14 protein-coding genes are annotated in these 15601 nt (G+C 47.4%); 10 read left to right on the top strand and 4 right to left on the bottom strand.

The features are described 5' to 3' along the window. Positions 1-250 precede the first annotated feature (250 nt). The 5 genes from ACO5JD_RS02585 (at position 251) to ACO5JD_RS02565 (ending at position 5383) form a co-directional block, all read left to right on the top strand. Positions 251-1210, top strand: a complete 960-nt coding sequence (locus ACO5JD_RS02585; protein ID WP_484987322.1) for an NAD(P)-dependent oxidoreductase — start codon at positions 251-253, stop codon at positions 1208-1210. 42 nt (positions 1211-1252) lie between these two features. Further along, complete coding sequence (locus ACO5JD_RS02580; protein ID WP_021626740.1) at positions 1253-1804, top strand: LemA family protein; 552 nt, start codon at positions 1253-1255, stop codon at positions 1802-1804. Positions 1805-1806: 2 nt separating this feature from the next. Continuing rightward, positions 1807-3801 (top strand): DUF2207 family protein, encoded by a 1995-nt coding sequence (locus ACO5JD_RS02575; RefSeq protein WP_484987320.1) that lies wholly within the window; start codon positions 1807-1809, stop codon positions 3799-3801. Between the two features lie 146 nt (positions 3802-3947). After that, positions 3948-4637: a queuosine precursor transporter gene (locus ACO5JD_RS02570; protein ID WP_484987318.1), complete on the top strand. Its 690-nt coding sequence runs from the start codon at positions 3948-3950 to the stop codon at positions 4635-4637. 242 nt (positions 4638-4879) lie between these two features. Next, the gene (locus tag ACO5JD_RS02565; RefSeq protein ID WP_021626737.1) at positions 4880-5383 is read left to right on the top strand and encodes a flavin reductase family protein; all 504 of its coding nucleotides are present in this window, start codon (positions 4880-4882) and stop codon (positions 5381-5383) included. A 994-nt stretch (positions 5384-6377) separates the two neighbouring features. Here ACO5JD_RS02565 and ACO5JD_RS02560 read toward each other — a convergent pair. Then, positions 6378-8495: a HelD family protein gene (locus ACO5JD_RS02560; protein WP_484987316.1), complete on the bottom strand. Its 2118-nt coding sequence runs from the start codon at positions 8493-8495 to the stop codon at positions 6378-6380. Next, on the bottom strand, positions 8496-9461 hold the full coding sequence (locus tag ACO5JD_RS02555; protein WP_484987314.1) for a DMT family transporter: 966 nt from the start codon (positions 9459-9461) through the stop codon (positions 8496-8498). It abuts the gene before it with no gap. Positions 9462-9597: 136 nt separating this feature from the next. Here ACO5JD_RS02555 and ACO5JD_RS02550 point away from each other — a divergent pair, with 136 nt between their 5' ends. From ACO5JD_RS02550 to ACO5JD_RS02530, 5 genes are all read left to right on the top strand, one after another. Beyond that, positions 9598-10803 carry an NADP-dependent isocitrate dehydrogenase gene (locus ACO5JD_RS02550; RefSeq protein ID WP_484987312.1) on the top strand — a complete coding sequence of 402 codons (1206 nt, stop codon included), beginning with the start codon at positions 9598-9600 and terminating at the stop codon, positions 10801-10803. Between the two features lie 75 nt (positions 10804-10878). Beyond that, a complete protein-coding gene (locus ACO5JD_RS02545) occupies positions 10879-12327 on the top strand; it encodes a hypothetical protein (protein ID WP_484987310.1) in 1449 nt (482 codons plus the stop codon). Continuing rightward, positions 12320-13123 (top strand): hypothetical protein, encoded by an 804-nt coding sequence (locus ACO5JD_RS02540; protein WP_484987308.1) that lies wholly within the window; start codon positions 12320-12322, stop codon positions 13121-13123. Before ACO5JD_RS02545 ends, ACO5JD_RS02540 begins: the two co-directional genes overlap by 8 nt. A gap of 31 nt (positions 13124-13154) precedes the next feature. Continuing rightward, complete coding sequence (locus tag ACO5JD_RS02535) at positions 13155-13673, top strand: ribonuclease domain-containing protein (protein WP_484987306.1); 519 nt, start codon at positions 13155-13157, stop codon at positions 13671-13673. Further along, positions 13666-13959: a barstar family protein gene (locus ACO5JD_RS02530; RefSeq protein ID WP_484987304.1), complete on the top strand. Its 294-nt coding sequence runs from the start codon at positions 13666-13668 to the stop codon at positions 13957-13959. Before ACO5JD_RS02535 ends, ACO5JD_RS02530 begins: the two co-directional genes overlap by 8 nt. A 51-nt stretch (positions 13960-14010) precedes the next feature. Here ACO5JD_RS02530 and ACO5JD_RS02525 read toward each other — a convergent pair whose 3' ends face one another. Together ACO5JD_RS02525 and trhA are read right to left on the bottom strand one after the other, a co-directional pair. Next, a complete protein-coding gene (locus ACO5JD_RS02525) occupies positions 14011-14697 on the bottom strand; it encodes a YoaK family protein (RefSeq protein WP_035438096.1) in 687 nt (228 codons plus the stop codon). A 113-nt stretch (positions 14698-14810) separates the two neighbouring features. Beyond that, positions 14811-15467 carry a PAQR family membrane homeostasis protein TrhA gene (gene trhA / locus ACO5JD_RS02520; protein ID WP_021625457.1) on the bottom strand — a complete coding sequence of 219 codons (657 nt, stop codon included), beginning with the start codon at positions 15465-15467 and terminating at the stop codon, positions 14811-14813. Positions 15468-15601: the final 134 nt, after the last annotated feature.

Here is a 15601-nt window from a genome sequence, read left to right as displayed (position 1 = left end):
CTTATATTTGGCTGCGACATGGGTTTTTATGTGAGCCGTTTAGATTTATACAGTAGCAGGTTCACACAATATAGATTCAATTGGAGACCGTGACACGTAATTATGTGGACATTCTTTCAGCTGTCCAGCAAGCATATCTTGATAGTTAACAGGTTTCATATGCTTTCGCCTCATTAGTGTTTAAAGTCAGAAATCGTATATAAAAACGGTACGATAATAGGGACGTACAAGTTCCGCAAAGGGGCAGGTTATGAAAATCGTAGCTTTTGAAGTTCGAGCTGATGAGCAAGCTGAGTTTGCTCGGCAGGCAAAGCTGCCCGACATTGAGCTCGAGTTGAGATCAGATGCTCTGACTGCAGATAACCTTGATGCTTGCAATGGTGCGGATGCCGTGCTCATTCTTGGACGTGTTCACTACGATGAAAACCTCTTGGCGGCTATAAAAGAGCAGGGCGTAAACTGCTTGGTTACTCGCTCTATTGGTATGGATCATATCGATCTCGATGCAGCTCAACGCCTGGGAATTGCGGTGTCGAATATCAGCTATGCGCCTGATAGCGTAGCGGATTTCACCATCATGTTGCTCCTCATCGCGCTGCGCAAATATAAGCCAGCGGTGTATCGTCAAAACGTCAATGACTATTCGTTGGCAGGACTCCAGGGGCGTACCTTATCTTCGCTCACCGTGGGCGTTGTTGGCGCGGGGCGTATTGGTCGTGCGGTATTGCAGCGTCTTTCGGGATTTGGCTGCAAGCTCCTTGCATACGATCCAGCGGGTATTCGTGACGTTCCCGCTGATGTGCAAGCAGTCAGCTTAGAAGATCTGCTTGCCCAAAGCGATGTCTTAAGTTTTCATGTGCCTTTGACAAGCAATACGCAGGGTATGGTGGACACAGACTTTATTGCTCGCATGCGTGATGGTGTCGTGCTGGTCAATACTGCTCGCGGCGAACTCATGGATGTCCCCAGCTTGATTGAAGGCATCGAGACAGGCAAAATCGGCGCGTTGGCAATGGACGTCTTTACCAACGAAGCATCCATCTATCATCACAGTCTTGTCAACGATATTGTTGCTAATAGGGATATGGCGTATCTGCGCCAATTTCCCAATACGGTACTTACGCAGCACATGGCGTTTTATACCGAACAAGCGGTGGGAGAGATGGTGTCTCACGCGGTTGAGGCTGCACGTCGCCTGTGTGCTGAGTAGCAAAGGAGAGCTTTCCCGCTCAAGGAGAGAGAGGAAGTTGTTATGCCAAGCATTTTGATTATTGCGGTAGTTGTAACACTTATCGTACTTGTGGTGGTTCTAACGTATAACAAGCTGGTAAAACTGCGCAATCGTGTTGATAACGCTTGGTCGCAAATTGATGTGCAGTTGCAGCGTCGTCTAGATTTGATTCCAAATCTCGTAGAGACAGTCAAAGGCTATACGGCGCATGAAAAAGAAACGTTGGAAAAACTAACCATAGCGCGTGCGAATTGCATAAACGCAAACAGCGCAAGTGAGCGTGTGGAGGCAGAAAACCAGCTAACGGCAGGTTTGGGACAGCTATTTTCTGTAGTAGAAAGCTATCCTGAGCTCAAGTCAAATACCAACTTCCTTGCGCTACAGGGCGAGCTGTCGAGCACCGAGGACAAGGTAAGCTACATGCGCCAAAGTTATAACGACACGGTAATGCGCTTTAATAATGCCATTCAGAGTTTTCCTGCCGTGCTTTTTGCGGGTACCATGGGTTTTGAAGAACGTAGTCTTTTTGAGGCTGCGGAAAGCGCCAGCGCTGTTCCCAAGATTAAGTTTTAGCCATGGCTAGCTTAAACAAACGCTTTCATTTCAAACCTACGATACTCGCAGTTTTTGTCTTTGCCATGCTGTTTAGCTCACTATCTCCTGCGATAGTAGAGCTGGGTCGTCAGGCACTTGCAGGTGGTGGCATATGGCTGCATTCCTCTCACGAACATCGTTGTCTCAGCGATACCATTGATGCGACGGTGGGCTCGGATGGCAGTCTGCATGTGGTTGATGCGCGTGAGTACGAATTTGCAGGTAAATTTACGCTGACAGCAAAGAAGTTAGATCCACCCGCAGGTAGCGAGGTTGTGCTCCATGGAGTGTCGGTTATTGATTCAAATGGCAAGAAAACTGCTCTTCAACAGACTGAGTTTATGCCAACTTGGCGTTATAGTGGCGGTCCTGCGAGTGGGCATTTTGCCTACGATGAGGCTGATAACACTATCTATGCTTTTAGCACGACAAAAGATAGTACCAAGACCTTTGTGTTTGACTTTAGCTATACCAATGTAATTGATCGCTATGCGGATGAAGGAGTGCTCTACTGGCAGTTTATTCCCGCTGGTTGGGACGTTGATACGCACAATATTACAGCGACGGTACATCTGCCGATAGCTACAGGTGAGCAGATCAAGGGTGGCAGCAATGTTCTTGCCTTTGGCCATGGAGACTTAAGTGGCAGCGTCAACTTTAACAAACAAGGGACGATTGGCTATAGCATTCCCCGAGTAAGCACTGGCAGCTTCGCTGAAATGCGCATCGCCTTTCCTCAAACTTGGGTACCAAATGTGAGTGAGGCGCGGACACACAGCACAAAGATTCGTCCGAAAATTGAGCAAGAAGAGAGGCAATGGCAGTCCGATGCGACAAAACAACGCATTGTAAGTGCGCTGATGCTTATTGTGCCAGTGGTGGTTTCACTGGGAATGATTGTAGCCAGCGTGATACTTTTTCTGCGTTATGGCAAAGAATATACGCCAGATTTTAAGGAAGAATATTGGCGCGATGTACCCGATAAAGACTTGCACCCAGCGATTATTGCGCGCATTTGGCGTTGGAATAATGAGGATATCAACGATGTTGTGGCAAGCCTGATGCACCTCAGCAACAGGGGAATTGTGCGACTTGAACCTGCTGCTTATATGCGTCGTCGCAAATTTGGCCGTTGTAGCAATGAGCAAACGTATCGTTTGGAATGGGTGGAGGGCAAAGGTACAGCCGCCTACGAGTCTCTTGATGCTATCGATAAAGCAACGCTGAGGTTTATTTTCAATGATTGTGCACAGGGCGAAAAGTTCATTAGTTTTAATGAGATTGAGGACTTTGCAGACAAGCAACCCGAAGTCTTCCTCAAGGCAGCAGAAAGGTGGCAGGAAGCCATCAATGCTCCCGTTATACGTGCTGTCTATTTTGAAAAGAAGGGAGAAAACCTTAGGGATATCATGATCATTCTTTCGAGTTTCCTCTTTTTTGCCGTGGTGATGTTTTCGGTATTTATGGGTAACTTCAGTCCATTGTTAGGAATGCTGCCAGGTGCCGTCTTTATGTTTGCGCTTGCCTTTGCGATGCCGCGACGTTCGCGTGAAGCCAGCGAAATTCAAGCTCATTCCAAGGCGCTCAAGCGTTGGTTGTGCGACTTTACCGATGTGGAAGGGCGTGCAGTGACAGATGCCAAAGTGTGGGGTGAACTTTTTGTTTACGCTTATATCTTTGGTATTTCTGAACAGCTTGCTGACAAGCTCAATGAGATTGCTCCCGAGATTTGGGCTGACCCTGTCTTCGACGGTAGTCGTTATTGGTACTGCCATCCTCAGGGAAGTGTTGCTGGCGCATCGAGGCTTTCTGGTAGCGATTATTTTTCGCATGCGTTTAACAACACACTTGATAGTGCCCGTAACGCGGTAAGCGCTGCAAGTGGTGGCGGAGGCGGCAGCTTTGGCGGTGGCGGTGGCTTTTCTGGTGGTGGAGGCGGAGGCTTTGGTGGCGGCGGTGGCGGATTTAGTCGCTAATTTTGACAGAGCTTTTTACCACAACGGTGCTGACTCTTATTATTCAAGTAGGGGTTTTAGGGTCATGTTTGTGTTGTAGTGCACCGCACAATTATGCGAAAATATGCCCCCGTGTGGTACGAAGGAACACTATTGGGGGGAACTAGATGTACAACGTATTCATGCTTGCCGCTGAATCGGTGGTCTGTTTTTCACTTTTGGTAATGGTTGCAAAGTTTTTTGGCAAACCTGGTCTCTATGTATGGATGGCAGTTGCGTCGATTTTGGCAGAGATCCAGGCCTGCGTTATGTGTGACTTTGTCGGTGTCGTCTCGACTCTAGGTAACGTTTGGTTTGCTTCAAATTTCTTGGCAACTGATATTTTGAATGAGGTATATGGACATGAGGCTGCCATAAAAGCAGTTAAACTGCAGGTGGCGGCTTTGCTTACCTATATTATTGGTGCGCAGATTACCCTGCTATACCAGCCATCTTCTTTTGATATGGCAATGCCTGCACTGATGACAACGTTCTCGATGTCAATTCGTACAACGGGTGCAAGTGTAGTTTGCTTGGTTGCTGCCAACTGGCTGTCTGTTCAGATTTATAGTCGCCTGCGCGATCGCATTGGACATCGTTTGTTGTGGCTACGCGAAAATATTGCCGATACAAGTGCAAACGTAATTGAGAATTTTGCTTTTATGTTCCTTGCTTTTGGTGGTCTGTATAGCATGCCCGACCTGCTTGTTATGATTATCAGTGTCTCAGTTATCGAGACTATTATCAGCTTTATTGATACGCCCTTTTTGTATCTGGCGCGCCGTGTAATGGGCGAAGGCGAACCAGTTATTGCCTAGGATGTAAGCTTGCATAAGATGTGTTTATCAGCCGAGAAGCTTATTGCCTCTCGGCTGATTTTTTACGTGCGCCGAAAAAGCGGACATTCGCATAATTTACCGTTCTGCTTTTGCTACGCTAGAGCAGAAAGCAAAACCTCAACTTTTGATATGAGTTGCTGAAAGCGGAGATTTCCGTCACAGCAGTCGCAGAGGGGCGGCTCTGGTTTGCTTGCTCAACAAAAAGAGCTTGGGGAGGAAGTATGGACGCAACTGCTTTATTTAAGTTTAGTTCGGGTCTTTATGTAGTATCGGCAGCTACTGAAGATGATTATGGTGCCTGCATTATTAATACCGGCCTGCAGCTGACATCGCTGCCTTTGCAGGTAGAGGTTGTAGTGAACAAAGAAAACCACACTGAGAGCGTGATTGAGGAAGCAGGCCACTTTGCGTTGGTCGCTCTGACCGAGACGGCTGATATGCCCTTTATTGGTCGTTTTGGCTTCCGTACGTCAACCGATTTTGACAAGTATGATGGGGTGGAATGTCTTAAGACGCTTGATGGCGATCCGTATTGCCCTGAGCACGCTGCGTGTCTTGTTTGCTGCAGGGTTGTTCAGAAGCTTGATGTGGGAACGCATATGCTCTTTGTGGGTGAGCTTGTTGATGCGCAAAACCTCAATGATGAACCGCCCTTGACTTACGCCTACTATCACAGCACGCTCAAAGGCAAGACTCCCAAGAAAGCCTCTTCCTATATTGCGTGATATTAGGCAAAAAAGTGTGTCTGTTTGCATTCCTTATATAGAACAGCGCTTGCAGTGTTTCAACTGGAGTGGTTCTACCTGCCAAAAGCCACACATCATTTCAAGCGGCGTGGTCCTGCTTATCAAACGCCACGTTCTGCTTCAATCAGCATCCTTCCGCTTGCCAAACGCCACGGATTCTTTCAGTTGGAGCAGCCCTACGTGTCAAACGCCACGTTCTGTTTCAGAAAAAATGTCAAAAGCCACGTTCTATTTCAAAGGACCTGACGTTTGCGCAGGTAAATTTTTTTGGGCGTGAAGAGATACGTGGCTTTTGGCTAAAAAAGTGAAGTAAAATGTGGCGTTTGACACTTGGACTGAAGTAGAACGTGGCGTTTGGCAAGCAGGGCGCACGAACATGAAACGGAACGTGGCGTTTGGCTCCCAGCATGAAATGAAGCGTGGCGTCTGCCACATGGCATGCCACACCGTAGGTTGCTAGCAAGATGCGCACTCTTTTTGCACGCTCTGCTTTATGCTGTCCCAACCTTAGGGTGGAACAGATTGACATCTACCTGAGAGATATAGGCAAAAAAGTGTATATGGTTGCATTTCTTATATATAACAGAGCTTGCAATGTTTATGAATGACAGAGTTGCACCAGATACGCCCTTATTAGTCGATAGAAAAAGGATAGGGAGTGCTGTGATGAAATTCTGCCCGCACTACTCCTTCACCCCAGCGAGCAGGTCCTAGGGCGTCTCCTTTCGTTTGTGCTGCAAGATATATCTCCAACGTTTTACCTGTTCATCTGTGGGGAACTCCTTGAGCATCTCTGAATAGGTCATGGGAGCTCCAATCACATAATCATCAGTGCAGGCAATATGCACTATATCCCTATATTGGTGATTAAACCTCGCAGGAGGTAAGCGTATTCAAACCTTGCGAGAACAAACGTGAGCAAGGAAGTATAAACCTCGCGGCTCACAAATGCGGACAAGGGAATTGTGATGGATTACGGGCGCTGAAGTAGCGTGCTCATGCTGCCTTGGGAGTAGATTTCGACAACATGAGTTGCACGTGAGATGGCAGTGTAGAGACGACGACGCGCAATCGGAGTGTCGGGATACACTTCCATTTGAGCATCAGGAATGATGACACGGTCAAATTCCAAGCCTTTAGCGAGCTTGAGATCCATTACGATGACTCCTTTTACAGGCAAAGCTTCATCATGACTGAGCAACTTGACGTCACTGCCCAACTGACGTGCGAGCCAATGCGCACGCTGTCTATCAGCACAGATAATTGCCGTGAGCCCAGGCTTTTGAGCGGCATTTTTGGCAGTGGCTTGCAATATGCCCAAATAGTCGTCATTGCTGCAAGCTTTAATAATTGGTTCAATTCCTGATTCCTGTACCGAGGTGAGTTGTGCCTGTTCCTTTTCGGAGAGAAGATCCGCAAAAAGTGCTGTAACTTCAGGAGAAGAACGATAACTTGTGAGCAGCCTTGCTTCCTTAATCTGTGTGGTGCCGCCAAAGACTTCACGGATTTCGTTCCAGCTTGCAGAATGCTCACGCGTTGCCTGATGCGGATCGCCCAGCATTAAGAAATGAGCTCCGCGGAAATAACGTGCAAGTACGTGTAGTTGCACCACGCCGTAGTCCTGTACCTCGTCAATCACGACATAGCGCGCGTCTTCGGCACCATGCCCTGTAATAAGTAGACGTAGCCATAGATGCTCTGCTCCACTAAGGCTTTCTGTACCGAGAACTCGTGTGCCAATACGGTCGAGCCGCAACCACTCCAGTGCATCGACAGCGGTGTGTGCTGCGGCAAATCGCGTGGCTATAAACTCACGAGTAAGCGCGATAGTTTCTTCTTCGCTATCAGGATCAATACTGTGACCAAAGATCTCAACTTGTTCGTCAATATCCAGTCCAATAAGTTCCTCTTGCCAGCGTTCCTCGCGTGACATACGGCCAAACTTACGCTCGATAGCCTCGTGCATTTTGTCAGTTGAAAGCGCGGTACGACGTGGACCAGCAGGGAATTTTGCGAAGGAATTCCAAGCAGATCCTACTTGGCTTGGTTTGAGGATGGACTCACCTGCAATGGAGATGCCACGGAAGTCTTGTGGTTCAAACTCCAGCGTTCCCAATGCTTGCTCAAGTGTATCTAGCTGACTTGCGTTGCCTTCGGCACCATCACCACGCTGGTCCAATCCAAGGCTTGCAAGAAAATCCTGCCAAGTGCCCGTATTGGGATTTGCTTCACCCAGTTGTGGCAAGACTGTATCGATATACCGTCCAAAAATCGGACTAGGCGTAAAAAGCCACACTTGACTGGCATTAAGATTGTCGCGTTGGCGATACAGTAAAAATGCGATGCGCTGCAACATCACAGACGTTTTGCCCGAGCCTGCAATACCTGATACCAGCAATACAGGTACGTCTTCGTGACGAATGATAGTGTTTTGCTCACGCTGAATTGTGGCTGTAATAGCGCGGAGTTTTTCAGAATGCTGTCGGCGTAGCGCATCAAGTAACAATGCGTCCTCGATAGCGACATTGGTATCAAAATAAGAGCGAAGCTTATCCCGTACGAGGTCAAATTGGCGGCGCAGCAACAGTTCAACCGTACGCACACGGTCGCCAACCATATAAGAAGTTTTGCCCATTTCTTGATTGTAGTAGGTCTCAGCAACAGGACTGCGCCAGTCAACAACCAAGGGGTTTGCTTCGTGATCGGTGACGCCAGTGGTGCCGATATAGACATCACGAGGTGGACGACCAGGGCGCATACGCAAGGTGACTTTGGCAAAATAGGGCTGTTCAAGCAACAGTAAAATGCGTGCTAGCTTGTCGACCGAGATATCGTGATAGTTGTTATAGGTATCAATGACGGAATTGAGTGTTTCGATGGCCGCAAGGGTCTCCATGGTTTCATCAGCACTGCCAAAGTTTAGGCGAACCTCTTCAGAAAGTGCAATAAGGTCCTCACGAGCGCCATGATGGCTGGTCTCGATTTCCTCGCTTAGTTCGTCACGCAGGGTGATGAGTTGGGTATATATCTCATTGAGATGAGCTTGTTCTGCAGCAAATTCAGCAGTGTTATTGACAGTTGAAGTATCCATTTAGTACTCCGACAAGGTGGGGGCAGTGCTTGTTTGGGTACAGCTGCGCTTTTCTTTGCGTTCCTTGTGACCACCAATTAGCTCACTGACCAAGATCGATACAAAAATTGAAGCAAAACCTACAAGCATAAGTGTCGTTACTGTCTCGTGATAAATCAAAACCGAAAAGATAACGCCAAATACGCTCTCAAAAGACATGATAAGTGCTGCCTGAGAGGGGTCAACGTACTTTTGTCCTAGATTTTGCATCACGATAGCAAGGACTGTGCCCAGCAAAATCAGGAAGGCGAGTTTGCCAAGCAAATCTGGAGTAAAGGTTGTGATTGTTGGCAGCGCGTCTTTTGCAACGATACCTGCAACTGCACATACCGCAGCAAATACTAGCAATTGAATGACAATGAGCGTGGGCAGATCATGAGCGGGTGCCAGTATAGAAATCAGCACAATATTGATAGCAAAAAGTAATGCACAACCTAGAGTCAAAGCGTCTCCAAGGCCCATTGTAAAGGCTCCTGCAAGTCCTTTGGTACTGCTTCTCAGTGTGACCAAGCAAACACCTACGATACATAAAAGCGCAGCTAGAACATTATGCGCTTGAGGACGCTTGTGCTTTACTGCCCAATACAAAAACGGTACCATCACGCAGTAGGTTGCCGTAAAAAAGGCATTTTTTGCTGGTGTTGTATAGGTCAGACCGATATTTTGTACTAGGTAGGCAGCACCGCCCGAGATGCCAATGAGTGCACCTGCCACCAAATGCGAAGAATCTAGATTGCTACGGAGCCGCTTCCAAAAGATCGGTATGCAAAGAAGCCCCGCTGCAGCAAAGCGGATGGTAAGTAGCCATGTTGCTGGAATCGTGTCAAGGGCGCCTTTGAGCACAACAAAGGAACCGCCCCAGATCAGCGTGGTGGCAAGCAGAGCAAGTTTGTAGACCCATACAGGGAAGGCAGTTGTTCTTTTCATGAGGGCAAGTATAGCGGCAAATACAATTTTGCGTAAGCATTGTTGCAGAGTGTTACAGCTATCCCAGTCAATCCGTGCTGCGCGCTACAATATATAGATTGCAAGTACCTGACTACCAGCATCTCAAGGGAGACTTATGGCTGACAAAATCCAGATGAAAACGCCGCTTGTCGAGATGGATGGCGATGAAATGACCCGCATCATCTGGCAGATGATCAAAGACGAACTGATTTTGCCGTTTATTGACTTCAAAAGTGAGTATTACGACCTTGGCTTGGAAAATCGCGATAAGACTGGTGACCAGGTAACTATTGACTCAGCCGAGGCTACCAAGCGTTTGGGTGTTGCCGTTAAGTGTGCAACTATTACTCCCAACGCACAACGCGTGGAAGAGTACAAGCTTCATCAGATGTGGAAGAGTCCCAATGGCACTATTCGCGCCATGCTCGATGGTACGGTTTTTCGTGCGCCTATCGTAGTACGCGGTATTGATCCGGTGGTTCGCAGCTGGAAAAAGCCTATTACCATTGCTCGTCACGCCTATGGCGACGTGTACAAAAATGCTGAGATTCGCGTGCCTGGCGCTGGCAAAGCAGAACTTGTCTTTACTGCACCAGATGGCAGCGAAACCCGTGAGCTTATTCAAGAGTTCACTGCTCCTGGCATAATTCAGGGTATGCACAATCTTGATGCCTCGATTGAAAGTTTTGCACGTAGTTGCTTTGAGTTTGCGCTTTCTACCAAGCAGGATTTGTGGTTTGCCACCAAAGACACCATTAGCAAAACCTATGACCATCGTTTCAAGGATATCTTTGCTGAGATTTTTGACGCGGAGTATCGCGAGCGCTTTGAGGCGGCGGGTATTGAGTATTTTTATACACTTATTGATGATGTGGTAGCGCGCGTGATGAAGTCCGAGGGTGGTTTTATTTGGGCATGCAAGAACTATGATGGCGATGTGATGAGCGATATGCTTTCGAGCGCTTTTGGTAGCCTTGCAATGATGACTTCGGTACTTGTTTCGCCTCATGGCTACTACGAGTATGAAGCTGCGCATGGCACCGTGCAACGCCACTACTACAAACATCTCAAGGGTGAGCCTACTAGCACCAACTCTGTGGCAACGATTTTTGCTTGGTCAGGCGCCCTGCGCAAACGTGGCGAGCTTGATGGATTGCCCGAGCTTATGGCTTTTGCTGACAAACTTGAACAGGCAACCATTGATACGATTGAGTCAGGCCAGATGACGGGAGACCTTGTGCGTATCACAAGTATTGCAAATCCCACGACGCTAGATACACATGGTTTTATTGCTGCAATTGCAAAGAGACTCAAGGTGTAGCGGAGCGCTTAAATGACAGGTCCTGTGGGTACAAACCCAATGCGCGAGTCATCAGAACCGCGAGGAGGTACGGCTATGTTTGCAAATTCTGACCGTATCCTTGCGCTTGTTCTTGGGGCTTTATTTGCCGTGATAGCTGTGCTCATGGTATTTCATTGGCATTGGAGATTTCCTGATTGGCAGGATTTGCCAAGTGCGCGTCTCAATCTCTTTTTGAACGGTGGGCCAGTGACGGTATCTTTAGAAGCAGGTACCGATGCTGATGCAAATGAGACAACACAAATTCCCATCTTTCAGGAACTTTACGAACGCGAGTTATTTAATAAATTTGCTCCATCGCGAAAGCTTGTGTTGGATGAATTATCGCTGATGCCAGGTCTGGCGCATACGAGGAGTTTTGATGCCTGGGAAGGTTTGCCCGCAATGAGTAGGCATATGGTGCCCCAGGGTGTTGCCGTATCTGACAAGTGGATTTTTGTCTCAGCATATGATGGTGCATATCAGACAAATTCTGTGCTCTACATGATTGATAAGGCAACAGGCAAACTTGCCAAAACCCTCGTGTTGGAGGGGCAACCTCATGTGGGCGGTTTAGCGTATGACGATACAGTTGACCGTCTTTGGATTGCAACGCGCAAGGGCAAAGCAGCACAACTTGCCTCAGTGAGTCTAGAACAGCTTGAGGCATATAAAGCTGAGGATAACAAACTGCTTGAGTATGATACTCAGATAAGTATTGCGGGCCCTAAGCGTGCATCTTTTGTTGAGTATTTTGAAGGTAGTTTGTATGTGGGATATTTTGATGTTGCAAGCCCGGGTATTCTTTGTCGTTATCGTCTGACTTGGGGAGGAGAGCTGCTGGACGAGGTAGCAAACTCTCCTACTGAAACTTGGGAAATCCCTACGCGTGCTCAGGGAGTTGCACTGACAAAAGACTACGTATTTGTCTCACAGTCCTATGGTGTTGAATCATCAAGACTGTATGTATATGAGCGTCAGAACACTCGTACCCCGCATGCAGATCCCTTTGTACGTGAAGCCCATGCGGTGGCAGGAGATGTGGCAGAACTTGCTGGCGTGCGCGCAAAGGCAGCTGATAAAAGCGCAGATATACTCCTAAATTTTGCCAAGAAACAGACAGATAGTGTTGATACGACTCCTACAGCAAAGGCTCCTAGTACTCAGACGGGTTCAGCTGGTGCAGGTTCTGCAAGTGCTACTAAGCCATCTGTGCGCAGCCTTAATGCAAAGTTTGTAAATAGCGCTACTGAATCCATAAAAAGCATCGCCAGCAAAGCTCGTAAAGCGAGTAAAAAGGCAGCTCAATATCATTCAAATTATATTGCGTGTCTGCGCTTACCGCCGATGATGGAAGATATTTCCGTTAAGGATGGTCTACTTTACGCTGTTTACGAATCTGGTGCGGCAATTTATCGAGAAAAATATGGCGTGGGAGTTGATCGTGTAGTCGCCTACCCCTTAGAAGTCATTCTTGAGCAAGCGGGGGTGACAAATGATGAGTAGCTCCCAGCAAGATGGCAAAGATAGATTATCTCGTGCTATAGGCTTCCCGCTTACAAGACTTGTCCTTTGTTTTGGTGGCTGGCTTCTCCTTTTTTTGTTGCTGGGAACCAATAATCCTATCTCTCAAATCCTCAATCTGTCCCCTTGGGGTTTTGTGCTGGAGGCCAAACCCTTAGATTATCTTGTATGTATCGGTGGACCGTTACTTACTTTTATCTTGGCGCTGGCATTGTTGGTAGTGGGAGTTGGCTCTGTTCGTGCAAAGAAAGCTCTTTTTAGCGATCCTCTACTTGACCATCTATTCAAAAAACCGCAGCTTGAGACCCCACAAACATTGATTGCATTTATCCTACTTTTTGTGTTGGTGCGTGTGGCAGGTGAGTTGCTTGCTGTATTTTTGCCTCCCGCATTGATACCAGAGACGCCTTTGGTACTTGCAGATTTTCAGTTTGATACTCCTGAGTTAGGTGTTGCGGTGGGTTTGCAACAACTCTTTTTCATGGCGCTTCATCTGCTCATTGTACTTGCGCCCTTATCACTTGCTGTGCAGTCTAGTTTGCTAGACAAAGCTGGTATGTGGCGTTGGCCCTGTGTGGGGCTTTGGCTACTTATTGCAGGTAGTTTGGTAGAGTTTACGCCGCTTACAGGTACGTTTGTGTACTGCGCATTGGCATATGGACCGTCTCGGGTGCTTTGTGGCTGGTATTTTTTGAGGACAGGGGATTTTGCTCGGACAGTATTTTTTGCTTGGGTTATTGAGGAGGTTCTAGGCTTTGCTTTTTACTTTTTGGTCTAAAAGAAAAAGTGAATTTTGCAACGTAAAGATAGTGGGCATTATTGCCAGTCTGCTGCTGGTATTTATTTTGCTCACCGGTTGTGAGACGACTTCACCAGTACATGCGTATAACAATGCTCAGGGTGGCGTTGCAGGCGATAGCCAAAGTGAAGTCACCATCGCCAAAGGTGAAAACTATTACGATCTCGAAAGTGTTGTGCTTTATTTGGAAAGCTACGACGAGCTACCACCCAACTATGTCAGTAAAAAAGAAGCACGTAAGCAAGGATGGTCTGGTGGCAATCCCAGCAATGTAATACCAGGCGCTGCAATTGGAGGCGACTATTTTGGCAACTATGAGGGTGCCTTGCCCAAGCTGCCAAAAGGGGAGAGTTATCGTGAATGCGATATTGATACTGATGAAAGCAAATCTCGTGGCGAGCGCCGCCTGATTTATGTGGATGATGGTGATAGTAGTAATGGGGCAGGTCCGTACTATTACACCGAAGACCACTACGACAGCTTTGCTGAAGTGCAGATTCAAAATGGCAAGGTGATTGTTAATGACTGACATCGCAGCGCGTCCACACTATATTCTTAGTGCAAAAAAGATGAACGACAGAGAAAAAGCGCTCGATTATATTTACGAAACCCTGCTGTTACCACGTGATGGTGGTCGCAATCTTGATGCGATTGCTGATTTGATGGGGGAACTTCCTAGTTGTGTTATCGAACTAAGACATGTTGAGCTGCTTGATGGAAAGGGCCCCCTAGCTGAGTGGGGTTTGCAGCTTCGCGGCATGCTTTTTGATATTGCTATGCAGCGCGACGACCTTGATCTTGTCATTGTCCGCTAACCTGCAGCCTATCGCGGGGCTGTAAGCGATGAAGAAATGCGGGTTATTAGCTTAGGCCGCTTTGCGATGGCTGTCGCGGTGCATGAGAAGCCAGCTGATGCCTAGCAAAACGCAGCTGATTGTAATGGTATGCAGTCCTAAGTGTACAAGCAGAGCATTACCTAAAACAGCACCGATGACAAAAGTAATGACCACACCATAATAAAGTCCTGCTGTCCGCAAATGAGAGATTTTCTTTCCATCAAAATAATCGACGAGTTCCTGTGTACCACTACGTAGGTTGCCGATACACATGGTGGTTGCAAAAGCATGCCCATGCAGTTTGCGGAAAGCTTGTACTTGCATGCCGCAAGCGAGGGAAGTCAGACTGTTGGCAACAAGGTTAAAGTCGGATCCTAAGCAAGCGACTATGGCAAGCAAAACGATTTCTCCAAGTACGACATGCTGACGCCAATGGATGCCTGGCTCCTTTGGAGTCTCGTTTTTGTGATAGCGGCGAATTACCTCGGAGATGGCACAGCCCAGCGCAAATGCGATGATGGGGGAGAGGTAGCGGCCAATTACATCCCAGTTGCTGGTAGAAAGATTGACGCCCAAAAGTAGAAGGTTGCCTGTTTGAGCATTTGCAAATACCTTGCCTCGTGCAAGATAGGAATAGGCATCCATCAGACCACCAGATAGTGCCAATACCAGCGCAAGTTCAAGTGATTCGGATGTTTGGATTGCCTTGGATCGCACAAATAAACCTTTCGCAGTAAACCTTGCCCTATCAACAATGGCACAATCCCTGCTGGGTACAAGACTCAAGCCAAAGTTTTGACAAGAATCAAACCTTAAAGGTTTTCGCAATCCTAAATCATGCGTATAAAACCAATCATCTGAATGACTGACCCAAGCAGTACAAAGATATGCCAGACACAGTGCATATGTGGGTGTTTGCTTCCCGCCAAATAAAAGATGATGCCTATCGTATAGGCTACCCCACCAGCAAAGATCCAACCAAGCCAACCTTGCCCCACCTCAAGCAGGGTGGGCAAGGGGATAAGCATGATTGCCCAACCCATCAAAAGGTAGCTAATTTGACTGAGTACCTTGATAGGCTTTGCCGTCATATCATAGGCGTTAGCGGCAATTCCCAGCGCTGCAATACCCCATTCCACTGCAAGCAGTAATTTACCAGCAGCTGTATTCCAAAATACAATGAGTGCAATGGGCGTATAACAACCAGCAATTAACAAATATATAGAGCAGTGATCAAGGATGCGTAGCACTTTCTTTGCCCGTCCTACCGGCAGTGCATGGTAAGCAGTGCTAACGCCATATAACAACATCAGGGAGAGTGCATAGATAACAATGCCGACAATCATTGGGATAGTGGGTGCCTCAAGGGCAGAGCGCAACATCCATCCCAATGCAAAAAGACCGAGTCCGACGCCTACAAGATGCGAAATAGCATTAAAAGCTTCTTCGCTGGGGCTATATTTTGGTAGAGGAATGCGATCGAGCATAGTAACCTCCTTTGTTCCTTTTACATGATTGTATCAATATAAAGATGAGATTATAGGGTTATTAAAAACCGTACACACAAATTAACAAACCCATCTTTGACGAAGCAGAACCTAAACAATAAAATTTGTAAAGA

The organism is Olegusella sp. (assembly GCF_057238325.1).
This window is presented reverse-complemented; position numbering and strand designations above follow the sequence as displayed.